Source organism: Saccharopolyspora thermophila, assembly GCF_014646075.1.
Classification (GTDB): domain Bacteria; phylum Actinomycetota; class Actinomycetes; order Mycobacteriales; family Pseudonocardiaceae; genus Saccharopolyspora; species Saccharopolyspora thermophila.
The window spans coordinates 173,581-196,995 of the sequence record NZ_BMMT01000004.1 but is presented as its reverse complement, the minus strand read 5'-3'; the positions used below and the strand labels follow the sequence as shown (position 1 = coordinate 196,995).

The following is a 23,415-nucleotide window of genomic DNA, read 5'->3' as shown; positions in this document are numbered from 1 at the left end:
GCTGGACATCCACCGATATCCAATCAGATTCTCTCATTGCTGTGCGCGTTTCGTCCCCGTGCAGCACAACGCAGGAATGGAGTCCGTGGACAGTGGCTACGACAACGGTTCCCAGTAGCGGGACGGCACGGAAGCGGCGGATCAGTCCCAAGGAGATCGCCGTCTGGGTACTGGTGGCGATCGTCGGCGCGATCGCATGGGGCATCCTCGCGCTCAGCAGAGGTGAGGAGATCTCCGCGGCCTGGCTGGTCTTCGCGGCCCTGGCCTCGTACGCCATCGCCTACCGGTTCTACGCGCGGTTCATCACCTACCGGGTGCTGGGAGCCGACGACACCCGGGCGACCCCGGCGGAGCGGCTGAACAACGCGACCGACTTCCAGCCCACCGACCGACGGGTGCTGTTCGGCCACCACTTCGCGGCAATCGCCGGGGCCGGGCCGCTGGTGGGCCCGGTGCTGGCCGCGCAGATGGGTTACCTGCCGGGCACGCTCTGGATCATCGTCGGCGTCATCTTCGCCGGTGCGGTGCAGGACATGGTGGTGCTGTTCTTCTCCACCCGCCGCAACGGCCGCAGCCTCGGGCAGATGGCGCGCGAGGAGATCGGCCCGATCGGCGGCATCGCGGCACTGGTCGCGGTGCTGGCCATCATGATCATCCTGCTGGCGGTGCTGGCGCTGGTGGTCGTCAACGCCCTCAAGGGCTCGCCGTGGGGCACCTTCTCCATTGGCATGACCATCCCGATCGCCCTGTTCATGGGCTTCTACCTGCGCTACCTGCGGCCCGGCAAGATCGTCGAGACCTCCGTGATCGGTGTCGCGCTGCTGCTGCTGAGCATCGTGGCGGGCAGCTGGGTGGCCGACTCCGCGCTGGCCGAGGCGTTCACCCTCACCGGCAACCAGCTGACCTTCATGCTGGTGGTGTACGGCTTCGTCGCCTCGGTGCTGCCGGTGTGGATGCTGCTGGCCCCGCGCGACTACCTGAGCACCTTCATGAAGGTCGGCGTCGTGGCGATGCTGGCGGCGTCGATCCTCATCGCGCTGCCGACGATGAAGACCGAGGCGATCACCGAGTTCGCGCTCAACGCGCAGGGCCCGGTGTTCTCCGGCGCGCTGTTCCCGTTCGTGTTCATCACGATCGCCTGCGGCGCGCTGTCCGGCTTCCACGCGCTGGTGTCGTCAGGCACCACGCCGAAGATGATCGAGAAGGAGTCGCAGGTCCGGGTCATCGGCTACGGGGGCATGCTCACCGAGTCGTTCGTGGCGATCATGGCGCTGGCCGCGGCGTGCATCATCGACCCGGGGCTGTACTTCGCGATGAACATGCCGGCCACGGCGCTCGGCGACACGCTGCAGTCGGCGTCGCAGGCGGTGGCCGGCATCGGGTTCCACGTCACCCCGGAGCAGCTCGCCGCGGCCGCCGCGGCGGTGGACGAGGAGACGCTGGTCGGCCGCAGCGGTGGCGCACCGACGCTGGCGGTCGGGTTGTCCGAGGTGTTCTCGCAGGTCATCGGCGGGGACGCGATGAAGGCGTTCTGGTACCACTTCGCGGTGATGTTCGAAGCGCTGTTCATTCTGACCACTGTGGACGCCGGTACCCGGGTGGGCCGGTTCATGCTGCAGGACACCGTGGGCAACGTGTGGAAGCGCTTCGGCGACATCAGCTGGAAGCCGGGCAACTGGATTGCCAGCGCGGCGATCGTCGGCGCCTGGGGCTACTTCCTGTGGGCCGGCGTCAACGACCCGCTGGGTGGCATCAACCAGCTGTTCCCGCTGTTCGGCATCGCCAACCAGCTGCTGGCCGCGGTGGCGCTGGCGGTGGCCACGACGATCCTGATCAAGTCGGGGCGGGCCAGGTACGCGTGGGTGACGCTGGTGCCGCTGGCGTGGGACGCGGCGGTGACGTTGACCGCGAGCTGGCAGAAGATCTTCTCCGCTGACCCCAAGATCGGGTTCTTCGCACAGCGCGCGGCCTACCAGGCGGCACTGGATGCCGGGCAGACCAGCAAGGGCACGGCGCACACCGTCGAGGCGATGCAGAAGGTCGTCCTCAACTCCACCGTGGACGGGGTGCTGAGCATCCTGTTCGCGCTGCTCATCGTGATCGTGCTGCTCGACGCGGTCCGGGTCTGGATCAAGGCGATACGGGCCAGTGCGCCGCTGTCCGACACCGAGGCCCCGTACGAGGAGTCGAAGCTGTGGGCACCGTCCGGGCTCATCCCCACCGCTGAGGAGCGGCGGGTGCGCAGGGAGCTGGCCGCGGCTGAGACGACCGGAGCGAGCACGTGACGACGGTGCTGTCCAGGCTGCGCGAATCCGCCCGCGCAGCCTGGCAGATCGTGCGCGGGGTGGTGGGCGAGAACGCCTACGAGCGGTACCTGGAGCACCAGCGCCGCCACCACCCCGACGAGGAGCCGTTGCCGGAGCGTGAGTTCTGGCGCCGCCACATCGACCGCCAGGACGCCCAACCGGGCTCCCGCTGCTGCTGAGAGCCCTCGGAAGGTCTTCCCTGGTCAGTTCGTGACCTCGCATCCGTCGTTCCACCCTGGCAGATTGCGGCCTCGACGAACCGGATCACATCGCTCTCGGCGTGCTTGTATGGGCAGGATGATCGGCCGCATGGACTTCAGCGACTTCGACGCCCGTGGTTATCGCACCGTGGACGTGCGCACCGGGTACGGCGAGTGGGTCACCAACTACGAACAGACCGTCGAGGACGCGATGGACATCGCGCTGCTCGACCGCCTGCAGGAGCCGTCCTGGGCGACCGTGTCCCGCGCCGCCGACCTCGGCTGCGGCACCGGCCGCACCGGGCAGTGGTTGCGGGACAAGGGCGTTCCGACGATCGACGGGGTGGACCTGACCCCGGAGATGCTGGCCGTCGCCGAGCGCCGCGGCGCCCACGACCGGCTGGTGGAGGCGGACGTGGCCGCCACCGGGCTGCCGACGGGCAGCTACGACCTGGTGATCTCGTCGCTGATCGACGAGCACCTCGACGACCTGCGCCCGCTGTACCGGGAGGCGTGGCGGCTGGCCGCACCGAAGGCGGCGTTCGTGCTGGTCGCGTTCCACCCGCACTTCATCATGACTCCGGCATGCCCACCCACTACACCAGCAGCACCGGCGAACCGGTGGCGATCACCACGAACGTGCACCTCATCAGCGACCACGTCGCGGCGGCGCTGGCCACGGGCTGGCGGCTGGTGGAGCTGCGCGAGGGCGTCATCGACGACGACTGGCTGGCGGTGAAACCGAAGTGGGAGCGGTTCCGCAACCACCCGGTCTCCGCGGCCTACGTCTGGCGCAAGGACGCCTGAGTCGGTCCCGGGTACCGCTGATCCGGACCGCTGGCAGCCGTGGTCGGCGGCGACCCGATCGGGTGTTCCCGGGAATGCCGGTTCCGTTCCTGGTGTTGGTCATCGGCATGGCGGTGGAACTCGGCAAGATCGGCATCTGGCGACCGGCCTGGGAGCTCGGGCCCGACCTCGCGGGTGAGGCGGAGTCCCTCGGCTACGGCACGATCTGGGTCGGCGGCTCGCCACCGGCGGACCTGGCGATCGCGGAGCAGCTGCTGGACGCCACGGACCGGATCAGCATCGCCACGGGCATCGTGAACATCTGGAACTCCCCGGCCCGGGCCGTCGCCGAGTCCTACCACCGGATCACCGCGAAGCACCCGGACCGGTTCCTGCTCGGCATCGGCGTGGGCCATCGGGAGGTCACCGACTCCTACGCGCGGCCCTACCAGGCGCTGGTGGACTACCTGGACGAACTGGACGCGTCGGGCGTGCCGAGTTCGGGACGGGTGCTGGCCGCGCTGGGCCCGAAGGTGCTCCGGCTCGCTGGTGAGCGGGCGGCGGGCGCGCACCCGTACCTGACCACCCCGGCGCACACCAAGCGCGCCCGGGAGGTCCTCGGCGAGGGGCCGCTGCTGGCCCCGGAGCAGAAGGTGGTACTCGACACCGATCCGGAGCGTGCCCGGGCCACCGGTCGCGGCACCGTGGAGATGTACCTGCGGCTGAACAACTACACCCGCAACCTGCGGCGCACCGGCTTCACCGAGGACGACCTCGCCGTCCCGGGCAGCGACCGCCTGATCGACTCGCTCGCCCTGCACGGTTCCCCGGAGCAGGTCGCCCGCGGTGTCGAGGCGCACCTGCAGGCGGGTGCGAACCACGTGGCCGTCCAGTTCCTCGGCGACGACGTCTCGACGTCCCTCGCGAGGCTCGCCGAAGCGTTGCGCTGACCGGCTCCAGCACCGGCTTCCCGCCACGCCGTCGAGGACGCGCCACCGGCCGACTCGGCGCCGGCTCGCACGCGCGGCCTCCGCGAGGTGGCGCTTCCCACGGGGGCGGGCGGACGATGGTGGCCGGAGCAGCCGCACCAGGCCCGGCCGAGGAGGCCATCATGCGCCACACCAATCTCACCGGGGAGACGGACGAGTACCTCAGCGCCCGCGAGGAACTGCGCCTGGCCGAGATCGAGCTGATGCACCACCGGGAACGGGTCGCCGAGCAGCGCCGCCGTCTGCCGCTGGGACCGGTGGTCGACGACTACGTGTTCGAGGAAGGGCCGGGTGACCTGGACGCGGGCGACGAGCCGGTGCAGACGGTGCGGCTGAGTGAGCTTTTCACCGGACCGGACCGCGATCTGGTCGTCTACCACCTCATGTACGGCAAGCGGCAGACCCAGCCGTGCCCCATGTGCACCATGTGGATCGACGGTTTCAACGGTGTCGCCCACCATGTCGCGCAGAACGCCGACCTGGTGATCGTCGCCGCCGCGGAGCTGCCCGAGCTGCGCGAGCACGCCCGCAACCGTCGGTGGACGGACCTGCGCCTGCTCAGCGCCGCGAAGAGCACTTTCAAGTTCGACCTGGGCAGCGAGGACGCCGACGGCAACCAGGACTCCACGGTGTCGGTGTTCACCCGCGACGAGTACGGCTCAGTGCACCACTTCTACTCGACGCACCCGCGCATGGCCGACGACATCGACCAGCGCGGCATCGACCTGCTCAGCCCGGTGTGGCACATCCTCGACCTGACCCGCCAGGGCCGCGACGACTGGTTCGCATCCCTCGACTACCGCGCGTGAGGTGGCCATCCGCCAGTGGTGACGGCCTGGCGCCGGGTACGGCCCGTCGCATCCGGGCGTGGTGCGTGAACGGACAGGTGGGGCAGCTGGGACTGAACCCACGACCTGACGGATTACGAGTCGTCTGACCTCGTGCGCCGCAAACTGCTCGTACCTGTCCCGTACCGTCCGTCGATTGTCCTCGCGCGGCCCGGCTGACCCACTCGCCAAAGAGTTCCCGCTGGGTCAGCGCTGGAAATGATCATGGTCTCCTCGGGGCAGCCACTTTCAGCGCTTTCCAGGCCCGGAAGTACTCTCCCTGGACACCTCATCGAGCATAGGGGCGCCCCCTCGTCACCCGTGAATCCGTCCGTAAGCTCGACCAGCTTTCCTATGCCGTGGAGGAGTAATGCCTGACCAGCGATTTGCCGAGATCATCGCGTTCGCCCACGAGACCGGCCACCTCAAGCAGACCGTCCGGTCCGGGTGGCTCCTCGGCGGCGTGCGCAACCCGGAATCCGTCGCTGAACACTCCTACAGGGTCGGCATTCTCGCGTTCGTCATCGCCGCGTGCGAAGGCGCCAATCCGGAGAGAGCGGCAACCCTTGGCTTGTTCCATGATCTTCCGGAGACCCGGATCGCGGATATCCCCAGCGTCGGGAAGAAGTACGTCCAGACGGCAGCACCGCACGACATCGTGACCGACCAGACCGCGGGGCTTCCCGAGGACCTGGCGGCGCGGATCGTCGCCGCAGTGGACGAGCACGAGTCGGCGAAGACGCCAGAGGCCACGCCTGAGTCCCGTTGCTCCCGGGATGCCGACAAGCTGGAGCTCCTTTTGCAAGCACGGGAGTACTAGCAGGAGGGCTACAAGCAACTGGACGAATGGGTGCGGTCAAGTGTAGGAGCGATGACCACAGCAACAGGGAAGGCACTAGCCCAGGCCGCCTTGGCGGTGTCACCGGGAGAGTGGTGGGGTGCGTTCGCTCGGGCTGTTGGGCGCGCATGAAGTGGATATGAGAGCGCCCCGGGCATCGACCGGGGCGATCAGCATTACGACTTCGCGGCTCTCCGCGCCTTGGCGGCGGCAAGTTGGTTCGATCGTTTGGCCCCTGCCGTCCTCGACGGCTTGCTGACGCGGAAGCACCCGGGCTGTGCCACCTTGACCGTGGAGCGGGGTTTAGCACGTTCGCGGGCCCACGACAGGACTGACTCAGCACGTTTATGATCATCCTCTGGCGTGCGCTCGGCGAGCTGTGAAAGACGCTGTGGTGACAGATCAAGAACCGCAGCGATGTCAGCTCCCGACAGACCGGCAGCTTTCAGGTCAGCCACGGCCCTCCGAGACTTGGCCGCAGCCTCTTCCTGAGCCAAAGCCACTTGACGTGTCGCCTCACGGGCAGCGTTGACTTCGTCGCGAAGCTTGTCAGGAGCTTCAACGTCACGGGAACCTCAACGGATTCCAACGGAACGTCGAGCATCGCAGTGACGAGATCCTTGGCCATCTCGCGCGCTTCAGCCGCACTCCGCCCCTGGGTGGTCCCGACATCGGGAAAGTTTCCCTCGCGGGTGGCGATCGCTTCACACTGGCGCGTGCTCGTGTGATCCGCCCCTCCGGCAGGCACGTGCGAAAGCTACGGCAGTTTGGGCGCGACGAGCTCCGCGACCCTCGTGGCGTCGGCGCACGGGTCGGAGGTGGAGCCCGTGTCCGGATCGGTGTACGTCACCTGCACCGTGACCGAGCCCCCGCCCGCAGCCAGGATCTGTCGGCAGATCCCCTTGCCGGTCGAACCCTTCGTGATGCCGACGAGCCCCTCACGGCCCGCGACACTGTTGGGCTCCAGCCGGTCGAAGTTGCTCCGCTTCCGCTCCCAGGAAGCCAGGTCGTCGCCTTCGGCTTTCGAGAGTCCGAGGACGAACGGGTCACCCATGTATTTGCAGCCCACGTCGCCGAGGCCTTGATCGGCATCCCGCTTGTTGTCCGGGTCCACACCAAACCCGCGCAGCTCCTCCGGCGACAGCACCGTGCAAACGTCGAAGTTCGCCAGCCCCGACGACGGGGCCTCGCTGGTCGGAGCGGCCTTGTCACCTCCACCGCCCCCGCAGCCACCGAGGAGGAGTCCAGCGGCAAGCACACCTACAACGGCTGAGGATCGCGTTGTTCGCATGGGCCTCATCAAATCATCAGCTCTCACGGTCGAGATTTCGGGCGTTCTCTTCATCCGTGTTGGTCATGTCACGTGCAGAGTCGCGAGGAGGTCGCCACGAAGATCGGCTTGTGATCACCGACTCACCTTGCGCTGTCCAGGTGATCGCAGAGCGGAATGAATAGAAACGCGGAGTGCCTACTTAATCGTGTCCGATACCGTCTCCGTTGATCGACGCAGCGTGATCAAGGGGAAGAATCACGTGAGAGTCTGGATTGATCCGGCGAAGCTCGCTGAGCCGGCGGGCGGCATGGAGCCCTCGATCGATGAACTGGGCAAGGCGCAACCGCTGCCGTCCGGGGATGCGGGACCGTCCAACGCAAGCACCTACTCACGGATGCGGGCCGACAGTGATGATCGTCAACTCGTCCGCCTCAGGTCCGTACGTTCAGAAGATCCGCCATGCTCCCGGCGTCCGATTCTCAACATACGATTCCCACACATGCTCACCGTTTGTGTGGGCAAGTGGGCAATACCCATCACTGGGGGATTGCTCCCCCTGGGTGGCCGAGCCGTGCGGCCTCTTTCCATTTCGGCGGCCGAATGGAGGGCCACAGATGGGCGACAGCAGGCGCGGAGCGTTGCTGTGGAACTGAACCCCGGGCTGATCGCAGCCAGTACCGTACAGCAAACCGACCACCCCACGAATCCGTTTGATCACCCTCTGTCATAATCTCCCGCAACGTCGGATCCAGGTCGGGGGGATTCAAGTGCCTGCCGGTATCTGAGACGAGGATTCACGTGCCACTGAAAGTTGGGGAGATCATTGCGCGGCTCGAACAGGACGGGTGGTACCTGGTAACGGTCCGCGGTAGCCACCGGCAGTACTAACACCCTATCAAGCCAGGGCGGGTGACCGTCCCCGGCAAGCCGAGCCGAGACTTGTCACCGGGCCTCGAACGGAGCATCCTCAAGCAAGCTGGGCTTACGGGGAGGCTGGAGTGAGTACCTATGTGGTGTTGATCGAACGCACCGCAGACGGCGGATATGGCGCGTGGGCTCCTGACCTGCCCGGATGCGTCGCTCTTGGCGACACATACGACGAGTCGGTTGCGGAGATGCGTGAGGCGATGGCGCTGCATATCGAGGACCTGAGAGAGGACAGTCAGCCCATACCGAAGCCGTCGACGATCGGTACCACAACTGTGGATGCTGCGTAAGTCCCACAGACAACAGCAGTGCAACAGCAGAGCCGCCCCTTCCGATCCTGGGGGCGGTCTCGTCTGTCTGGTCAGTGGTCGAGTGCTCGCACCAGCAGATCCTCGCGGCCTCACGGGGTCGGCGCCTTCCCCGATGCCGCGGACCGAGCACTCTGTCGACCACGGGCCGGATCGGCACCTGCTCTGAACTGCGGAGATGGTGGGGCAGGTGGGACTTGAACCCACGACCTGACGGATTATGAGTCCGCTGCTCTGACCTGCTGAGCTACTGCCCCCGTGGCATCGGCAACACGGGCGATCGTAGCGAGCTCGTGGGGGTTCGGGGCCGCCGGGTGGAGCCGCCGAGCGGCCTACGGGGCGGTTGGGCGGACCGGCCGAACGTCCGGTGCGGCGGCGTTGCGCCGACCGGCCTACCGGGGTCCCGGCGGCAGCGAAAAGCCGGGGTCGGAGCACCGACCCCGGCTTTTCGGGTCGCGTCAGCTCATGAACTGGAAGACGTCGAACGCTCCGGTCAGCTGGCCGATGATCGCGATGGTGGCGAGCAGCGCGCCCATGGCTGCGACCGTCATGACGGACAGCATCATCAGGTAGACGATCGCCTTGATCGGCTTCGGCAGTCGGGTCACCGATGCGAAGTCCAGCGAGAACTGCGATTCCTTGCTGATTCCTGGTGCGGACATCCTGACTTCCCCCGTCCTGTAAACCAGTCCCCTTGGACGTACACCACTGCTCAAGAGACGAAGCGCCCCGGAAACCCGTTGCGCGCGACGCATCACGAGTTCGTTTCGGTCAGCAATCGAGCGGATCAACCACGCGGTCGGTCGTTGCCGGCTCGTGGATCGCGCGGCCTGGACTCATCATCCGCGGCCATGCCGAAACCCGCGAGCCGGACAAGGACCAGATCGCACGGTGACCCGGGATCGTTATCCGACCCGATGCCTGAATCCCTCGGACAGGTGATGCGCGTGTCGTGGTGGGTTGAGTGGACGCCGACGGCCCGGGTCCGTTCCGCCACGCTCTCGACGGTGCCCGGACCAGCAGCCCGCTCAGCCGAAACCGGCTGTGCCGCACCACGAACGCCTCACCGATCATCGTACCCTCGCCGGGCGACAGCCTGCCAAGGAGCAGGGCCCGAGCTCGTCACACACCCCACACCGGTTCGGGGGACTCCCGAACCCGCCCCCACGGGAACTTCCTGGAGTACGGATCAGGCCGGGATGAGTTCGGCGATGTGGCGGCGCAGGACTTCGGCCAGGCGCGCGCTGTCGGTCGCGCCGTGCGGGTACACCAGCTCGAACGTCAGACCGCCGACGAGGGCGGTCAACCGCTCGGCTTCCAGGTCGGCGTCGGCGACCCGCGCCGTCCGTAGCGCCTCCCGTAGGACGGCGCGCAGGTCGGTGCCCATCCGGGTCGCCAGCGACCGGAACTCGGGCCGCAACCGCGCGGCGGTGAGTAGTTCTGCGAGCAGAACGAGCTCGTCACGCTCGGAGAACGGCAGCACCGCCCGGCAGACGTCCTCGACGAAGGCCCGCCGGCCGACGACGTCCGACGCGTCGAGCGTCGCCCGCAGCGCCGCGGTCAGACGCTGCTCCATGCGCGCCCCGACCTCCTCGGCGGCGGCGACCATCAACGCCTCGTGGCTGCCGAAGTAGTGCCGGACGGACCCGATGTTGACGCCGGACTCGTCGGCCACCTTCCGCAGCGAAGCCTCCCCCACCCCGCCCCGGACGACCAACCGGAATACGGCATCGATCACCCGCCGCCGCACCGAACCAAGAACCACGAACCATTCCTATCACACCTGTGATAGGACATCGTCTGATTTTTCCCGGCGGTCTGACCAGCGGATATCCGCGGTCGCGCGGGGCCGTCCCGACGTCGGCCACCCCCGATCTTGACCGACTACGGACGGTCCGTCGATGACGACGTGCGCTTCCAGTCGCCGAGCCAGGCGTGACGGCCGATCTCGGTGAGCTCGGTCTGGCGCTGCTGCCAGTCCGGCATCCAGAGGTTCATCCGCCGCTGCCACTCGCGGCCGTGCGCCGGTCCGCCGGGCTGGGTGGCGTGCGCCTGTTCATGGACGAGCACGTACTCGACAAGCCGCATCGGCAGGCCGAACGCGGCCCAGTGCAGCGTCGTGGTGTGCTTCGGTCGCCCCTCGTAGATCCCCCAGCGTCGACGCCCGAGATCCCGCACGACGTAGTTCAGCCCGGTGATGTGGCCGTCCACTTCGTACTTGCGGCCCTCGCGTCGCAGCCACGCCAGCCCAACCTGCTGGTACAGGCCGATCACCGCCCGGCGGACCAGCTCTGGCCGTTGTCTGCGCACGCGCAGGGCACCGTCGGAGGTGATCTCGGGACACCCACCCCGTTCTGCGGGCGGCGCGTCGACGAGCTGGAGCCGGCAGCGTCGGCCGAGCAGGACGAACTCCTCGTCGTCGGTGAACTCCTTGACCGCGTGATTCGGGGCCAGCGCAGCGGCGGTGCGCACCTTCTCGGTGATCCACCGGCGGCGGCTGCCGACGAAGCGCGCGACCTGCTCCGGTTCGGCCGCCGGCGGGATCAGCACGGCGACCCGGCCCCCCGCCTTGACCTGGATGCCGGTCGTGCGCCGCCGCGGACGGATCGCCACCTCGACCCGCCACTCGGGCGGCAGGCCAAGGGCGGCCAGAGCGGCCTGAAAGGTGTGGGGGCCGGTCATCGCATTCCTCCCGGTGGTCGATGCGCTCGAGGGAGCTGATCACCATGGCGGTGCCGGTGCGCCGCAGCTCGTTGACGCCCCGTGGCAGCGCGGACCGGCCAGGCACGCCGCAGACCCGTTGGCCCCGCTTATCGACGGTTCGGGCGATGGCGAGCGCGTGGCACCGGACCCGGCCGGCCGGCGGCTGCACGACGGACCGTCGCCCCCAGTAACGAACCCGAACCTCGGGCGTCGTTCGACGAAGCTCGCGGCGTCCGCCGCCGATTGGTTCCGGCACCCTCGCGCCAGGGAAGCTGCGACGCGCCATGCCCCGCGAAATGGGCCACCGCATGACGCTCGTCATTGCAGACGCCAGTACCCGGCGGGGCTGAACGCGATAGCGACCAGCTCGAAGATCTTCTCGACGACCCTATCAGCGATCCGCGGGCGCAGTACAGGTTTTTCGCATTCGCGCCGAGCCGGGGTGTTCAATTCGCGGTATTGGCCCGGAACTCGACTTGTGGCTACGTTCTCGCTCGTGAGGATGCTGTTTACCGCGCTGCCGGCCTATGGACTGTCGCTACCACTGGTTCCACTCGCCTGGGCAGCTCGCGCCGCCGGCCACGACGTGTTGTTCGCCAGTGCCAATCCGATGGCGAAGGTGCTCGCCGACGCCGGCCTGCAGGTTGTCGATACCTATCCGGACCGCGACATCTGGGCGGAATTTGCCGAGATCGCAGAACACGGTGAATCTTTCGAATCCGATGATGTCCGCGCGATCATCGAGTCGAACAACTCATACGGCTATGTCGCGTGGAAGACGATCAGCGCCACCGTCGAAGCCGGTCGCGATTTCGGTGCCGACCTGGTCGTGTACGCTTCCGATTTCCGCTCGGGGCCGTTCGTCGCGGCCAAGCTCGGGGTGCCCGCACTGGACGTCGGTAACCGCATGGCCTGGGCGATGCGCGATCGGGAGTTCCGCGAGAAGCCGAGCATCCTGAACGACCCCACGCTCACCAGGCTGCTGCGGGAGCGACTGGACCTCACCGCTGCCGAGCCGGTGCCGCTCGCCGGGATCGACCCGCGGGCCCCGAGTCTCGGCGGCATCGTCGACGACGAGGTCGACGAGATCGACGGCAGGCCATGGTGGCCGATGCGGTCCGTCCCGTACAACGGCGGTGTCCTTGCTCCCGGGTGGGTCTTCGCTCCGCCTGCGCGGCCCAGGGTGCTCGTCACCCTGGGGACCACGGTGCCCCTGCTCGCCGGGTTCTCCAGCCTCACCGTCGCGCTGGACGCGCTGTCCACCATGGATGTCGAGGTGGTGCTCGCGGCCGGCAACGCCGACCTGACCGAGCTGGGCGAGTTGCCCGAGAACGTGGTGCCGACCGGTTTCCTGCCCTTTTCGACGGTGTTGCCGCGCTGCTCCCTGGTCGTCCACCACGGTGGTGCCGGCACGATCGCGGCGTGCCTCGCCTACGGCGTTCCGCAGTTGGTCCTGCCGGCGTACGGCGAAAACCGCGAATCCGCCGACCAGTTGACCCGGCGCGGGGTGGCCCTGCAGCACGATCCGGAAACGCTGACGGTCGCCCAGGCGCAGGCCACGGTCCGGCGGCTGCTCGACGAACCGGCGTTCGCCAAGGTTGCCGGTGAGGTGGCCGACGAGATCGCGCGGATGCCGAGCCCCGCCGCGGTCATCACCAAACTCGAACGCCTCGTGGGTTGAGCGAGGTGACGCGATGAGGGTTCCGCACGCGGCGGAACCCTCATCGTGCACTCGGTGTTCACCACGCGGGCGGATGCCGGTCGGCCCAGGGGCTCGCCTGTTCCAGCGCCGCCGCCACCGCGAGCAGCGTGGCATCCTGTCCGGGCTGGGCGGCGAGCATCACGCCGATCGGCAAGCCGTCCCGCGTCGCGCCCAGCGGCAGCGACACCGCGGGCTGGCCGGTCAGGTTGTAGGGCGCGCAGAAGGGCGAGAAGCGCCGCTGCCGCTCCAGGTGGACGGCCGGGTCACCGCCTTCGGTGAAGTACCCGATCGGCGCCGACACCGCGGCGAGGGTCGGGGTCAACACGAGGTCCACGTCGACGAGGGCGCGCATGGCCGCCCGGGCCGCGTTCTGCAGCTGGCTGAGTATGCCGAGCACGCCGACCGCCGAGATCGGGGCGGCCTGCTCCCGCACGTAGCGGGTGAGCGGCTGCAGCAGCTTCTCCTTCTCCGCCGGGATCGGCATCGCAGCCAGCACGCCGAACACCTGCTGGAAAGCCGGTCCGAGCGAGGGGTCGAACGGTGCCGGCACGTCGAAGACGTCGCAGCCGAGCGACTCGAGCAACTTGCCGGTGTGCTCCCACACCCGGAGCACCTCGGGGTCCACCGAGCATTCCGCCAGCAGTGGCTGCGCGTGCATGCCCACCCGCAACCGCCGCCCGTCCGCCCGCTGCAACGGGCGCCCCAGCTCGGCGAGGTAGGAACCCGAAGGCGGCGGCGGGGGCGAGAAGTACGGTTCGCCCGGCATCGGCACCGCCATCGCGTCAAGTAGCGCAGCGGCGTCGGCGACGGTCCGCGCGATCGGACCGTTGATCGGCATGCCGAACATCCCCGAGTGCAGCGGCCCGTGGGAGACCAGGCCACGAGTCGGCTTGAGGGCGACCAGCCCGCACAGCGCCGCGGGGACGCGCAGCGAGCCGCCGCCGTCGGAGCCCTGGGCGAAGGGCACGAAGCCGGTGGCGACGGCGACGGCGGCGCCCCCGGAGGAACCACCCGCGATGAGGTCGCGCCGCCACGGGTTGCGCGTCGGCGGGGCGATGTCCGGCTCGCAGGAGATCGAGATCCCCAGTTCGCTGGTCGCCGTCTTGCCCAGGCTGATCACCCCGGCCTCGCGGAGCAGCGTCACCACGTCGGCGTCGTAGGGCGGGATGTTGTCGGCGAGTGCGGCCGAACCGAACATGGTGCGCACGCCTGCGGTCACCGTCAGGTCCTTGAACGCGATGGGCACGCCGTGCAGCATCGGCAGCTCTTCCGGGTCGTCGCTGATCACCCGCCGTTCGGCTTCCCGGGCCGCCGCGCGAGCCGAATCCGGCGTCAGGGTCACGAAAGCGGCCAGATCACCGTCGTACCGGTCGATCCGGTCCAGGTAGTGCTCCACCAGCTCCACCGGAGAAACCCGCCGGGCACGCACCGCCCGCACCTGTTCGACGGCGGTCAGATCATGCAGTTCGCTCACTTCGCTCCCCTTTGGTCGAAGGCGTTCGGCGATCGGGCGAGCCGGCGGTGACCATGCGGCCGATGCCACGCCAGGTGAGACCGGCTTCGTCGATGGCCGCAGGGTCGAGGTGGTTGCGGGCGTCAAAAACCAGCGTGCCGTTCATCAGCTCGGCGATCGCGGTCCAGTCCAGCGCGCGAAATTCGGGCCACTCGGTGGCCAGCAGCACCGCATCGGCTTCCTTGACCGCCTGGTAGGCGTCGTCGACGACGGCGATGTGGTGCAGGTCGAGGCTGACCGCGGGGTCGTAGGCCGTCACCTCCGCTCCCGCGGCGACCAGCAGCTCGGCACTGCGCAGCGCGGGTGAACCCCGCAGGTCGTTGGTGCCCGCCTTGAACGCCAGGCCGAGCAGGCCGATGCGGGCCCGGTGTAACGAGCCCAGTTCCTCGGCCAGTCGCCGGACCACGCGCTCGCCCTGGCGGGTGTTGTCGTCGACGGCCGCCTGCAGCAGGTCGAACCGGACTCCCGCGGTGTCCGCCATCCGCAGCAGCGCGGAGGAGTCCTTGGGCAGGCACGGCCCGCCCCAGCCGGGGCCGGGCCGCAGGAATGCCCGCCCGATCCGGGGGTCGTGCCCCATCCCCGTCGTCACCGCGTCGACGTCGGCGCCGAACACCTCGCACAGTTCGGCGATGGCGTTGACGTACGACAGCTTGACCGCCAGAAAGCAGTTCGCCGCGTACTTGATCATCTCGGCGCTGGCCGCGTCGGTGCGAACGACCGGCGCGCGCAGCGGGCGGTACAGGTCAGCGACCCGCCGGGCGGCGTCCTCGTCGTCGGAGCCGACCACGATCCGGTCGGGGTTGAGGAAATCCTGCACCGCGGAGCCCTCGCGGAGGAATTCCGGGTTGCTGACCACCGCGAGGTCGTCCCGATCGAGCATCCGCCGCACCCACGCGGCGGTCCCCACCGGGACGGTCGACTTGTTCACCACGACGCAGCCCGTCGGCAACGACGGGCCCAGTTCGGCGACCACCGACTCGACCGCGGACAGGTCCGCCCGCCCGTCGGCGGCCATCGGCGTCGGCAGGCACAAAAACACCACCTCGGCCGCACGCACCGCCGTGGTCACGTCGCCGGTGAAGTCGAGGTGCCCGTCGGTCAGCCCCGCGGCGACCAGCTCGGGTAAGTCCGGTTCAAGGATGTCCACCCGGCCCTGCCGGAGCCGGGCGATCTTGGCCTCGTCCACGTCCACGCACACCACGTGATGGCCGAGCGAGGCGAGGCAGGCACCGGTGGTCAGGCCGACGTAACCGGCTCCGATCACCGCTGTTCGCTGGGGCGAGACGTCCATCACGAGGTGATTTCCCGGTAGGCGCGCAGATGCTCCTGCCCGCATGCGGACCATTCGTAGAACCGCTCCAGCGGGGGACGGCCCGGTGGCCGGCCCTGCTGGGACGCGGAACGCAGCACGGCGCTGCGGATACCGCCTTCGTAGGTGCGCACCCACTCGGCACCCAGCGCCTCCCGCATTTCGATGAAGGTGCCCCGGTGCGGTACGACGACGGGGCAGTCGAACGACAGCGCGAGCATCGCACTCCCGGAATACGACGCGCCGGCGGCGGACAGGACGAATGCGTCGGCCGCGCGCAGGTAGTACTGCATGCTGGCGTCGTCGATGTAGCCCAGGTCCAGCCGCACCGAGCTGGTCCCGCGGCACTCCTCGCACACCCGCCGCGCGAACTCGCGATCGAGCGTTTCCCCCGCTATCACCAGGAATGCATCGCCGGTGTCATCGCTGATCTCCCGGTGGGCGCGAATGAGCGGGACGATGTTCTTGTATCGGCGGACCATGCCGAGCGAGAGCAGGATGCGCGCATCCTGCGGCAACCCGAGTTTCGCCCGGGCATCCGCCGCGGACACGCCGTCGTCCGGGTACACGTCCCGGTAGCTGCCCGGCCGGATGACCCGGCTCTCCGCACCCCGGATGGCGGGGTACTCCCGGACGAACTCCTCGAGCAGGGTCTGCGAGGTGCACACCACGAGATCGACCAGGCGGGAGAAGGCGGCGAGGTAGGTGTCCACGATCCCGAACCCGTCGGTCTCATGTGGACGGAGGTTGTTCAGCGACCAGACGATCTTCGTGCCACGCCGGCGGGCGGCACGCAGCTCCAGCAGCAGCCGCGCGGCGTCCACCGCCATGACGGCCGCACCCCGGTTGCGTCGGATGCACCACTCCGGCCAGTAGACGTGCACCACGTCCCACCGCCCCCGGCGCAGCGCGCTCAGCGAGAACGGCTCGACGACCACGTCACCCGCCGCCCGGATCGCCGAATACAACAGCGGCAGATCCGGATTGCCGCCGTTCGGGCTGTCCAGGTGAGCGGCCAGGATCCGCATCGGCCGGGTGCCCGCCGTCATGCGCGTCCCTCACTGCGCATCGCCTCGTACTCGAACAGCGTGAGGACCGCGAGAATCGGTTTGGCCAGCGTGGTGCGTCGTTCGGCGTCGGCTTCGCTCGTGCCGGACATCGCGGCTTCGAACGCGGGCCGGCTGATCACCTGCCACAGCGGGGAGGACGTGCGGTCGAGGCACCGGGCAGCGAGTTCCGCGCGGAGCAGTTCCAGGATGCGGTAGCGGATACCGAGCGGGTCGCGCCCGGCGTTCTGCATCACGCGCTGGCGGGCTCGTCCGAACAGGAGGTTGAGGTAGGGAATCTGCGGACGCCACTTGCCCGACGGGTGATTCGCGATCTCCTCCCCGGGCGCCAGCATCCGGAACAGGTGGTAGTGCAGTGGTTCCGAGTAGCGCCGCACCGGGGAGAACGCGAAGGTCGCTCGCAGGTAGGGGCGCGTGGACAGCGGCCCGAAGACCGGAGTCGGGTAGATCTTGCGGGTGTTCGGGGCGGACCACCGGCCGATGAGTTCCAGCGCGCTGAACGCGTCCGGCACGTCCGCGGGGGACGTTCCCTGCGCGATGGCCGTGTTCACGAACTCATCGACCTGGCGGCGGCTGGCGGCCAGCCCGTCGGCGGTGACCAGGCCGTGGCCGTTGGCCGTTCGTGCCGCCTTGAACCGGGCCAGCTGCGCAGCTGTGCGGACCGTGGCCAGGTCGCGCGGCGTGCCGTAGAACGACCGGCCGATGTTGCCGCCGACGCCCCAGAACGAGACCGGGGCGGCGACCGGGGGCCGCATCAGGTCGATGTTCTGCCAGAGGCTGACCATCCCGTCGTTCTGGACGACGAGTTGGCGGGCGAGGGTCTGCCACTGATCGCGGACCTCCTCCTCGGAGAACGGCGGGATGTGCCGGCGGTCGACGCCGTAGGTCTCCGCGATGCGCTGGCTGACGAGGACGTCCGGGCTCTGCGGATGGCCGGCGGTGATGTAGATCGTCTTGACCTGGGCTGCCCGCAGCAACATGAAGAGCAACCGCGAGTCCAGGCCGGACGTCAGGCCCGATTCCACGCTGCCCGCCCAGTCCCCGACGGCCGCGCACCTGGCGACCAGCGCGTCGCGCAGCGCGGACATGTCGACCCGCGTCCGCGGCGCGGTGACGATCCGCCACGGGTCCCGGGGGCGGGAGAACACGGGTTCCCGGTCGGGGGTCCAGTACCAGTGCGCGCCGCCTGGCACCGTGCGCACCCCGTCGGCCAGCGTCCGCTCCCCGGTCACCCAGCCGACCGCCACGAACGCGGCGGCGGCGTCGGCGTCGATCGCGTCCGCACCGACGAGACGGGCCAGCGGCTCGACCCTGTTGGACACGAGCCAGCCGTCCGCGGTGCGGCACCAGTGCAGCGTGTACATCCCGAGCGTGTCGGTCGCGATACCGAGCCGGTCGGGCATCGCGTCGAGCAGGGCGAACTGCCCGTCCAGCTCGCTGTCACCGGCCAGCTCACCGAAGGGCCGGGCCGCCACCGCCTCGGCGGTGACCACCGCATCCCCAAAGCCGCGGATCGCGACCCCGTCCACCAGCGTGACCCGGTCCGCACCAGCCCGCTCGCCGGTGACCGGTCCTGCCCCGTGCAACCAGGCGACGTGCACGGGCCCGGTCCACCCGGTCTCGCGGACGCCGCATTCCGCCAACTCCGGAAAACAACCGGCGTAGTCCCGCAGCACGTCGCGGGCTCGTGCCCGCAGTTGGTCGTTCGCGCCCCAGGACGCCACAAACAGCGTCATCGATCAGATCCCCATTCGTCGAGCCCAGTGGTGGTTTGGTCCCCGAACACCCGCGCGGTCACAGCACTCGATGCACCTCCCGGCCTTCGACCAGCCCCTGCAGCGTGTCCACCCAGGTCTGCGCGCGACGCCGCACCGCCTCCCGCGTGTACCAGGCGTGCCTCGGGGTGAGGACCGTGTTCGGCAGGTCCGCGTACCGGGCGGGATCGCCGATCACGTCGAGCCCGGCACCCGCGATCCGGCCCTCGGTGAGCGCGGCGGCGAGCGCGGTGCGGTCGATCAGCCCGTCCGCCGAGATGTTCACCACCACCGCCGACGGTTTCATCACCGCGAACTCCGCCGGGCCGAGCAGCGGGCCCGCGCCGGCGGCCAACGGCAGGCTGAGGAACACGACGTCCGCCGCAGCGAGCAGGTCCGGGAGGTCGACCTGGCGCGCACCCGGGTGTTCGCGCCGGCTTCGGTTGACGTACACCAGGCTCATGCCGAGGCCCCGGACGAGGTTGCCGATCCGGGTGCCGATTCCGCCGAGCCCCACCACGCCGGCGACCATGCCTGACAGTTCGCGGGCGACGAGGCTGGTGGTGTCGGCACCGGAGCGGGCCGCCGTGTCCAGCCGCGGGATGTGCCGGAGCACGGCGAGCATCAGCGCGATGGCGTGTTCGGCCACCGAGGAACCGGTGTAGTCGGGTGTGTTGTGCAGGCTCACCCCGCGCTGCCTGCAGTATGTGCTGTCGATGTAGTCAACCGCGGTGCTCGTGGTCAGGATGGTCCGCAGTCCGGGCAGGGCGGCGAGATGCTCCGGGGTGAGGTCGGTGTCGGTGTGCGCGGTCACCAGGATCTCCACGTCGGGCCGGGTGCCGTGGCGAGCGGTCCAGCGGGGGTCCCAGATCGGCCGCACCGCGCGCTCGACGCGGTCCCGCAGGTCGGGGGGAACTTCCTCGCGGGACATCGCCATCAGCGCGGCCCGGCGTGGCACGGAGTTCACTGCCACCACCTCGTCACACGTTCGTCAGGAGTCTTGCCGGGTCAGGCGCTGGCCGGGAGGTACTTCCCGAGCAGCAGCGCGTAGCGTTCGACAGCGCGGTCGGGCAGGCCCTCGAGAGGAGTGTTGATCGAGGAGGCGAGCACGTTCTGGCACGCGCACTCCGGATCAACGGACTTCTTCGCGAGCAGGGTGGTGAGCGTGGCCTTCGCCGCCTCGCTGTTGCGCCGCATCACGTCGACGACCGCCTGCGCCGTGACGTCCTCGTGCCCGTCGAACCAGCAGTCGTAGTCGGTGACCAGGCACAGGGCCGCGTAGCAGAGCTCCGCCTCCCTGGCCAGCTTGGCTTCGGGCACCGCGGTCATCCCGATGAGGTCGAAGCCCAGGCGCCGGTGCATCTCGGACTCCGCTCGCGTCGAGAACTGCGGGCCCTCCATGCAGCAGTACGTGCCCGAGTCGTGCACCGTGGCCATGGTCGCCCGCCCGGCGGCTTCGATGAGCAACTGCCGCAGCCGCCCGCAGTACGGTTCGGCGAACGCCACGTGCACGACCACGTCCTGGTCGAAGAACGTCGCGCCGCGGTCCGCGCGGGTACGGTCGACGATCTGGTCCGGCACCACCAGATCGCCCGGCGCGTAGTCCTCGCGCAGGCTGCCCACCGCGCTGATGCCGAGGATCTGCCGGACCCCCAGGCTCTTCAGTGCGTGAATGTTGGCCCGGGCCGGGATCCGCGACGGCAGGATGTGGTGTCTCGCGCCGTGCCGGGGCACGAACGCGACCCTCGTGCCGGAGAGCTCACCGAGGACGAGTTCGCCACTCGGGTCACCGTAGGGCGTGCTCACACGCACCCGCCGCACGTCGGTCAGCGCGTCCAGCTCGTAAATGCCGCTGCCGCCGATGATTCCGACCTCGGCCTCGTACCGTCTGGGGTCGCTCATCACGACCTTCCCGCCTGCGCCGCCACGTCGGCCTCGGTCGACTCGGCCCGCATCCGCAGCACCAGCCGGGTGATGCTGTCGAGGTCCTTGAAGTTCTGGCCGACCACCTCGTCGGTCGGTACCGCGACCCCGAACCGTTCGGAGAGAAAGCTGACCAGCCGCATGGTGGACATGGAGCTGAGCACGCCCCATTCCAGCAGCGGGGTGTCCCCGGTCAGGTTCGCGTTCGCGTCTTCCAGCACCTCGTCGACGAGATATTTCCGGATGGTTTCCAGCACGTCCGCGTGCTCCATGAAGGCCCCTTCCAGGACGCAGGATCTTCGAAGCGAGTCGTCATTCGCTCACGGTGCGGAATTTTCGTCTCCGGGAAGCTCTTCCATCCCGGGATCGAACTCGACGCCCTTGCTGCGCAGCACGTCCAGCTGCCGTGTCACGCAGTCTGCGGCCTCCGCCACGTCGCTGTAGTCGCGTGGCACCATGGCCAGCCGCTCGAGCGCTTTTTCCACGACCAGGTTGCCTTTTCGGTCCGCGGTTGGCAAGAGTGGACGCTCGTACTCGCGCTGCCACAACGACACCACGGCGTGATCGTTTTTGCGGCGCACCTCGTCCAGCGTCTCGATCTGCAGCCGCTTGGCGTCCTCGCTGGTCATGCCGATGTGCGACCACGCGGTGTCCGGAGAAAGCGGGTCATCGACGGTGATCTGCAGCGCCTCGCGGTCCTCCCACAGGGGCATGGTCTCGTCGTTCACCGAGAACACGTACAGACCGAAGCGGCCTTCGAATTCGTCCACGAGGAAGCGACGGGTGTCCTCGAATGCCTCCTCGTCCTCGCCGGGATAACCGACCATGAAGCACATGCCGTAGCCGATGTCGCTCGCCCTGAGCAGTTCGAAGGCGCGCCGGTTCTGCTTCGCCGTCACCCGCTTGCTCATCCGCTTGAGCGTCTGCTCGTTCATCGACTCGAAGCCGATTTCCAGGTGCGTGCAGTTGGACGCGATCATGCCCTCGATGAACTCGGTGTTCTTGACCGAGTTCGCCCGCGAGAAGCACGACCACTGGGGCACGCCCGAACCCGGCAGGATCCGGTGCAGCTCCCGCAGCCGGGTCGGCGGGACGGTGAAGGTCGAGTCCATGGCCGAGATCTGGGTGACGCCGTTCTCACCGGCGTACCGGAGCCAGTCGTCCTTGATCTTCTGCGCCGACTTGTACCGCCACTTCGGTGAAGCGGCCGGGAACGAGCAGAACTTGCAGTCGAACGGGCAGCCACGCATCGACTCGTAGGGCGCGACGTCGAAGGTGTGCGGGAACGACGGCGAGGGGAACGCGTCGAGGTCCACGTACTCGATGGGATTGATCCGGATCCGCTCGCGGTCCCGCCACACCAGGTTCGGCACCTTGGACAGATCGCCGGACACCCGCATCTCGTCCAGCAGCATCGGCAGGGCGATCTCCGCGTCGCCCCGGACGGTCGCGGTGATCTCCGGGTACGCCTGCATCATCACCATGTACTTGAGGTTCGTGTACTGCCCGCCGACGACGATCGGTACGCCGGGGCAGTTGTCCCGAATCCAGCCCATCACGAGGGCGAACATCTGCTTGTTCCAGATGTAGGTCGTGGACATCAGCACCACGTCGGTGTTCGCGGGCGCCGCAACGTCGTTGCCCGCCCAGATCTCCTCCAACGGGATCCGGGTGTACGCCTGCTTGGCGCCCTGCAGGATGGACTCCAACGTGAACGTGGTCAGGTGCGGGTTCATCCCCGGTGGGCGCAGCAGCGGCCGCCGCTGGCCGCCCTGGACGAACGACAGATGGGACAGCCTGAGCTGGGGCACGCCGGAACGCGCCAGGATCGCCTGGATTCGCTCGTCCGGCCGCGCCCGGAACAGGGACGACTCGCCGAAGTAGTCGGACGTCTTGTAGGTCGGGCCGAGCCCGGAAAGAAGCAGCGCGTGCATGGTGTCCCCTCGCAGAGAAAAGACATGCGTCAGGCCGCGCCGGCCGCGGCGTACAACGCGGTCAGCAGGCGCACCATCCCGACACCGGCCTCGGCGGACGCGGCCATCGGCGTCCCGTCGCGCACCGCCGCGGCGAAGTCGGCGATCTGGCGCCGGTGCGAGACGCCGTAGTAACCGATTCCCGGGGGTGGTGGTTCGACCTCCCGGTTGCGGACGGCCTCGGCGCGGCGCTCCAGTTCCGCGTTGCCGGACGCGCGGTGCACGGCGCCGGGGTGGTCGATGTCGAAGCTCGCGGTGCCGCGGTCACCGACGAGCTCGATCCGCGTGCGCCACTGGGTGGTGCTGCCGACCGTGACGTGCAGGCTGACCGGGGTGTCGCCGGCCACCAACAGCGCCGCCAGCGTGTCCTCGGTCTCGATCGTGCCGGCCAGCGCCGTCGTGTTCGCCACCGCGGCGCGGACTTCCAGCTCGCCGCACAGCAACCGCGTCACGTCGAGGCAGTGGTAGCCCTGGTTGATCAGTGCGGAACCGCCCTCCCCGGCGCGGGTACCCCGCCAGTAGCTCTCCGTGTAGTACTCCGGCTCGCGGCTTGCCTCCAGCGACGCCCGGACGTACAGCAGGCGGCCGAGCAGCCCGTCGCGGAGCCACTCGCGGACCGCGAGCACGACCGGGTCGTAGCGGTGCTGGGACACCGCGGACAGCACCAGGCCGCGGGCGGCGGCGAGCTCGGCGAGCCGTTTGGCGTCGGACACCGACAGGCACAGCGGCTTTTCCACTAGGACGTGCTTGTCGGCGAGCAGGGCGCGCTCGGCGAGTTCCGCGTGCTGCGCATGGTCCACGGCGATCGAGACGCTGGTCAGCTCGGCGTCGCCGAGAACCTCGTCGACCGAGGACGACCAGCGCGCAATGCCGTGCTCGGCGGAGAACTCCTTGGCCAGCACGGCATCCCGGTCGCAGGCCCAGGTCAGGTCGTAGTCGTCCAGCGCGCGGAACCCGTCGACGTGGTTCGGTGCCACGCGCCCGCACCCGATAATGGCGTGAGTCGGCATCGTCCGG

22 protein-coding genes and 1 tRNA gene are annotated in these 23,415 nt (G+C 68.9%); 9 read left to right on the top strand and 14 right to left on the bottom strand.

The genetic code is table 11. The features are described 5' to 3' along the window. The first annotated feature begins 92 nt into the window (after nucleotides 1-92). The 6 genes from IEY17_RS08680 (at nucleotide 93) to IEY17_RS08655 (ending at nucleotide 5,928) form a co-directional block, all read left to right on the top strand. Complete coding sequence (locus IEY17_RS08680; RefSeq protein ID WP_373289857.1) at nucleotides 93-2,285, top strand: carbon starvation CstA family protein; 2,193 nt, start codon at nucleotides 93-95, stop codon at nucleotides 2,283-2,285. Next, complete coding sequence (locus tag IEY17_RS08675) at nucleotides 2,282-2,485, top strand: YbdD/YjiX family protein (protein WP_229679957.1); 204 nt, start codon at nucleotides 2,282-2,284, stop codon at nucleotides 2,483-2,485. The genes IEY17_RS08680 and IEY17_RS08675 overlap by 4 nt, the downstream gene beginning before the upstream one ends. Before the next feature lie 130 nt (nucleotides 2,486-2,615). After that, on the top strand, nucleotides 2,616-3,245 hold the full coding sequence (locus IEY17_RS08670; protein ID WP_229679956.1) for a class I SAM-dependent DNA methyltransferase: 630 nt from the start codon (nucleotides 2,616-2,618) through the stop codon (nucleotides 3,243-3,245). 175 nt (nucleotides 3,246-3,420) lie between these two features. After that, nucleotides 3,421-4,242: an LLM class F420-dependent oxidoreductase gene (locus tag IEY17_RS08665; RefSeq protein ID WP_188986882.1), complete on the top strand. Its 822-nt coding sequence runs from the start codon at nucleotides 3,421-3,423 to the stop codon at nucleotides 4,240-4,242. 161 nt (nucleotides 4,243-4,403) lie between these two features. Beyond that, nucleotides 4,404-5,090 (top strand): DUF899 family protein, encoded by a 687-nt coding sequence (locus IEY17_RS08660; RefSeq protein WP_188986782.1) that lies wholly within the window; start codon nucleotides 4,404-4,406, stop codon nucleotides 5,088-5,090. Nucleotides 5,091-5,478: 388 nt separating this feature from the next. Beyond that, complete coding sequence (locus IEY17_RS08655) at nucleotides 5,479-5,928, top strand: HD domain-containing protein (RefSeq protein ID WP_188986781.1); 450 nt, start codon at nucleotides 5,479-5,481, stop codon at nucleotides 5,926-5,928. A gap of 775 nt (nucleotides 5,929-6,703) precedes the next feature. Here IEY17_RS08655 and IEY17_RS08650 read toward each other — a convergent pair. Then, nucleotides 6,704-7,237, bottom strand: coding sequence for a DUF3558 domain-containing protein (locus IEY17_RS08650; protein ID WP_229679966.1), 534 nt, complete (start codon nucleotides 7,235-7,237; stop codon nucleotides 6,704-6,706). Nucleotides 7,238-8,113: 876 nt separating this feature from the next. Between IEY17_RS08650 and IEY17_RS25945 the strand changes: the two genes are divergently transcribed. Both IEY17_RS25945 and IEY17_RS08640 read left to right on the top strand, forming a co-directional pair. After that, complete coding sequence (locus tag IEY17_RS25945; protein WP_308423964.1) at nucleotides 8,114-8,221, top strand: type II toxin-antitoxin system HicA family toxin; 108 nt, start codon at nucleotides 8,114-8,116, stop codon at nucleotides 8,219-8,221. Then, complete coding sequence (locus tag IEY17_RS08640) at nucleotides 8,218-8,436, top strand: type II toxin-antitoxin system HicB family antitoxin (RefSeq protein WP_188986779.1); 219 nt, start codon at nucleotides 8,218-8,220, stop codon at nucleotides 8,434-8,436. Before IEY17_RS25945 ends, IEY17_RS08640 begins: the two co-directional genes overlap by 4 nt. 197 nt (nucleotides 8,437-8,633) lie before the next feature. Here the strand turns inward: IEY17_RS08640 and IEY17_RS08635 are convergent. From IEY17_RS08635 to IEY17_RS08620, 4 genes are all read right to left on the bottom strand, one after another. Further along, nucleotides 8,634-8,711: transfer RNA gene (locus IEY17_RS08635), tRNA-Ile, on the bottom strand. Nucleotides 8,712-8,912: 201 nt separating this feature from the next. Then, nucleotides 8,913-9,116 carry a hypothetical protein gene (locus IEY17_RS08630; protein ID WP_188986778.1) on the bottom strand — a complete coding sequence of 68 codons (204 nt, stop codon included), beginning with the start codon at nucleotides 9,114-9,116 and terminating at the stop codon, nucleotides 8,913-8,915. Nucleotides 9,117-9,643: 527 nt separating this feature from the next. Next, nucleotides 9,644-10,192, bottom strand: coding sequence for a TetR/AcrR family transcriptional regulator (locus IEY17_RS08625; protein WP_229679955.1), 549 nt, complete (start codon nucleotides 10,190-10,192; stop codon nucleotides 9,644-9,646). A gap of 146 nt (nucleotides 10,193-10,338) precedes the next feature. Then, nucleotides 10,339-11,136 carry a M48 family metallopeptidase gene (locus tag IEY17_RS08620; protein WP_188986776.1) on the bottom strand — a complete coding sequence of 266 codons (798 nt, stop codon included), beginning with the start codon at nucleotides 11,134-11,136 and terminating at the stop codon, nucleotides 10,339-10,341. A gap of 13 nt (nucleotides 11,137-11,149) precedes the next feature. On the opposite strand from IEY17_RS08620, the gene IEY17_RS08615 reads away from it, so the two are divergent. Then, nucleotides 11,150-12,838 carry a nucleotide disphospho-sugar-binding domain-containing protein gene (locus IEY17_RS08615; RefSeq protein ID WP_229679954.1) on the top strand — a complete coding sequence of 563 codons (1,689 nt, stop codon included), beginning with the start codon at nucleotides 11,150-11,152 and terminating at the stop codon, nucleotides 12,836-12,838. Between the two features lie 58 nt (nucleotides 12,839-12,896). Here the strand turns inward: IEY17_RS08615 and IEY17_RS08610 are convergent, their stop codons facing one another. Genes IEY17_RS08610 through IEY17_RS08570 form a run of 9 tightly spaced genes read right to left on the bottom strand, consistent with a single transcriptional unit; the run spans nucleotide 12,897 to nucleotide 23,408 of the window. Continuing rightward, on the bottom strand, nucleotides 12,897-14,333 hold the full coding sequence (locus tag IEY17_RS08610) for an amidase (RefSeq protein WP_188986775.1): 1,437 nt from the start codon (nucleotides 14,331-14,333) through the stop codon (nucleotides 12,897-12,899). Further along, the gene (locus tag IEY17_RS08605; RefSeq protein ID WP_188986774.1) at nucleotides 14,317-15,663 is read right to left on the bottom strand and encodes a UDP-glucose dehydrogenase family protein; all 1,347 of its coding nucleotides are present in this window, start codon (nucleotides 15,661-15,663) and stop codon (nucleotides 14,317-14,319) included. The genes IEY17_RS08610 and IEY17_RS08605 overlap by 17 nt, the downstream gene beginning before the upstream one ends. Further along, entirely contained in the window at nucleotides 15,663-16,730 is a 1,068-nt protein-coding gene (locus tag IEY17_RS08600; RefSeq protein ID WP_188986773.1) for a glycosyltransferase family 4 protein, read from the bottom strand. Before IEY17_RS08600 ends, IEY17_RS08605 begins: the two co-directional genes overlap by 1 nt. After that, nucleotides 16,727-18,484: an asparagine synthetase B family protein gene (locus IEY17_RS08595; RefSeq protein ID WP_188986772.1), complete on the bottom strand. Its 1,758-nt coding sequence runs from the start codon at nucleotides 18,482-18,484 to the stop codon at nucleotides 16,727-16,729. The genes IEY17_RS08600 and IEY17_RS08595 overlap by 4 nt, the downstream gene beginning before the upstream one ends. 58 nt (nucleotides 18,485-18,542) lie before the next feature. Continuing rightward, nucleotides 18,543-19,469 (bottom strand): 2-hydroxyacid dehydrogenase, encoded by a 927-nt coding sequence (locus IEY17_RS08590; RefSeq protein WP_229679953.1) that lies wholly within the window; start codon nucleotides 19,467-19,469, stop codon nucleotides 18,543-18,545. A gap of 41 nt (nucleotides 19,470-19,510) precedes the next feature. Continuing rightward, on the bottom strand, nucleotides 19,511-20,404 hold the full coding sequence (gene mtnP / locus IEY17_RS08585) for an S-methyl-5'-thioadenosine phosphorylase (protein WP_188986771.1): 894 nt from the start codon (nucleotides 20,402-20,404) through the stop codon (nucleotides 19,511-19,513). Then, the gene (locus IEY17_RS08580; RefSeq protein WP_188986770.1) at nucleotides 20,404-20,697 is read right to left on the bottom strand and encodes an acyl carrier protein; all 294 of its coding nucleotides are present in this window, start codon (nucleotides 20,695-20,697) and stop codon (nucleotides 20,404-20,406) included. The genes mtnP and IEY17_RS08580 overlap by 1 nt, the downstream gene beginning before the upstream one ends. 48 nt (nucleotides 20,698-20,745) lie before the next feature. Further along, nucleotides 20,746-22,359, bottom strand: a complete 1,614-nt coding sequence (locus IEY17_RS08575) for a B12-binding domain-containing radical SAM protein (protein ID WP_188986769.1) — start codon at nucleotides 22,357-22,359, stop codon at nucleotides 20,746-20,748. 29 nt (nucleotides 22,360-22,388) lie between these two features. Continuing rightward, nucleotides 22,389-23,408 carry a Gfo/Idh/MocA family protein gene (locus IEY17_RS08570; RefSeq protein WP_268240313.1) on the bottom strand — a complete coding sequence of 340 codons (1,020 nt, stop codon included), beginning with the start codon at nucleotides 23,406-23,408 and terminating at the stop codon, nucleotides 22,389-22,391. Nucleotides 23,409-23,415: the final 7 nt, after the last annotated feature.

Excerpts from the sequence above, each read along its gene's own strand:
- IEY17_RS08600 (WP_188986773.1), bottom strand. The coding sequence starts at position 16,730 with ATGACGGCGGGCACCCGGCCGATGCGGATCCTGGCCGCTCACCTGGAC.
- IEY17_RS08670 (WP_229679956.1), top strand. The coding sequence starts at position 2,616 with ATGGACTTCAGCGACTTCGACGCCCGTGGTTATCGCACCGTGGACGTG.
- mtnP (WP_188986771.1), bottom strand. The coding sequence starts at position 20,404 with ATGAGCGACCCCAGACGGTACGAGGCCGAGGTCGGAATCATCGGCGGC.
- IEY17_RS08630 (WP_188986778.1), bottom strand. The coding sequence starts at position 9,116 with ATGTCCGCACCAGGAATCAGCAAGGAATCGCAGTTCTCGCTGGACTTC.
- IEY17_RS08665 (WP_188986882.1), top strand. The coding sequence starts at position 3,421 with ATGGCGGTGGAACTCGGCAAGATCGGCATCTGGCGACCGGCCTGGGAG.
- IEY17_RS08660 (WP_188986782.1), top strand. The coding sequence starts at position 4,404 with ATGCGCCACACCAATCTCACCGGGGAGACGGACGAGTACCTCAGCGCC.
- IEY17_RS08575 (WP_188986769.1), bottom strand. The coding sequence starts at position 22,359 with ATGCACGCGCTGCTTCTTTCCGGGCTCGGCCCGACCTACAAGACGTCC.
- IEY17_RS08570 (WP_268240313.1), bottom strand. The coding sequence starts at position 23,408 with ATGCCGACTCACGCCATTATCGGGTGCGGGCGCGTGGCACCGAACCAC.
- IEY17_RS08580 (WP_188986770.1), bottom strand. The coding sequence starts at position 20,697 with ATGGAGCACGCGGACGTGCTGGAAACCATCCGGAAATATCTCGTCGAC.
- IEY17_RS08655 (WP_188986781.1), top strand. The coding sequence starts at position 5,479 with ATGCCTGACCAGCGATTTGCCGAGATCATCGCGTTCGCCCACGAGACC.
- IEY17_RS08605 (WP_188986774.1), bottom strand. The coding sequence starts at position 15,663 with ATGGACGTCTCGCCCCAGCGAACAGCGGTGATCGGAGCCGGTTACGTC.
- IEY17_RS08620 (WP_188986776.1), bottom strand. The coding sequence starts at position 11,136 with ATGACCGGCCCCCACACCTTTCAGGCCGCTCTGGCCGCCCTTGGCCTG.
- IEY17_RS08595 (WP_188986772.1), bottom strand. The coding sequence starts at position 18,484 with ATGACGCTGTTTGTGGCGTCCTGGGGCGCGAACGACCAACTGCGGGCA.
- IEY17_RS08650 (WP_229679966.1), bottom strand. The coding sequence starts at position 7,237 with ATGCGAACAACGCGATCCTCAGCCGTTGTAGGTGTGCTTGCCGCTGGA.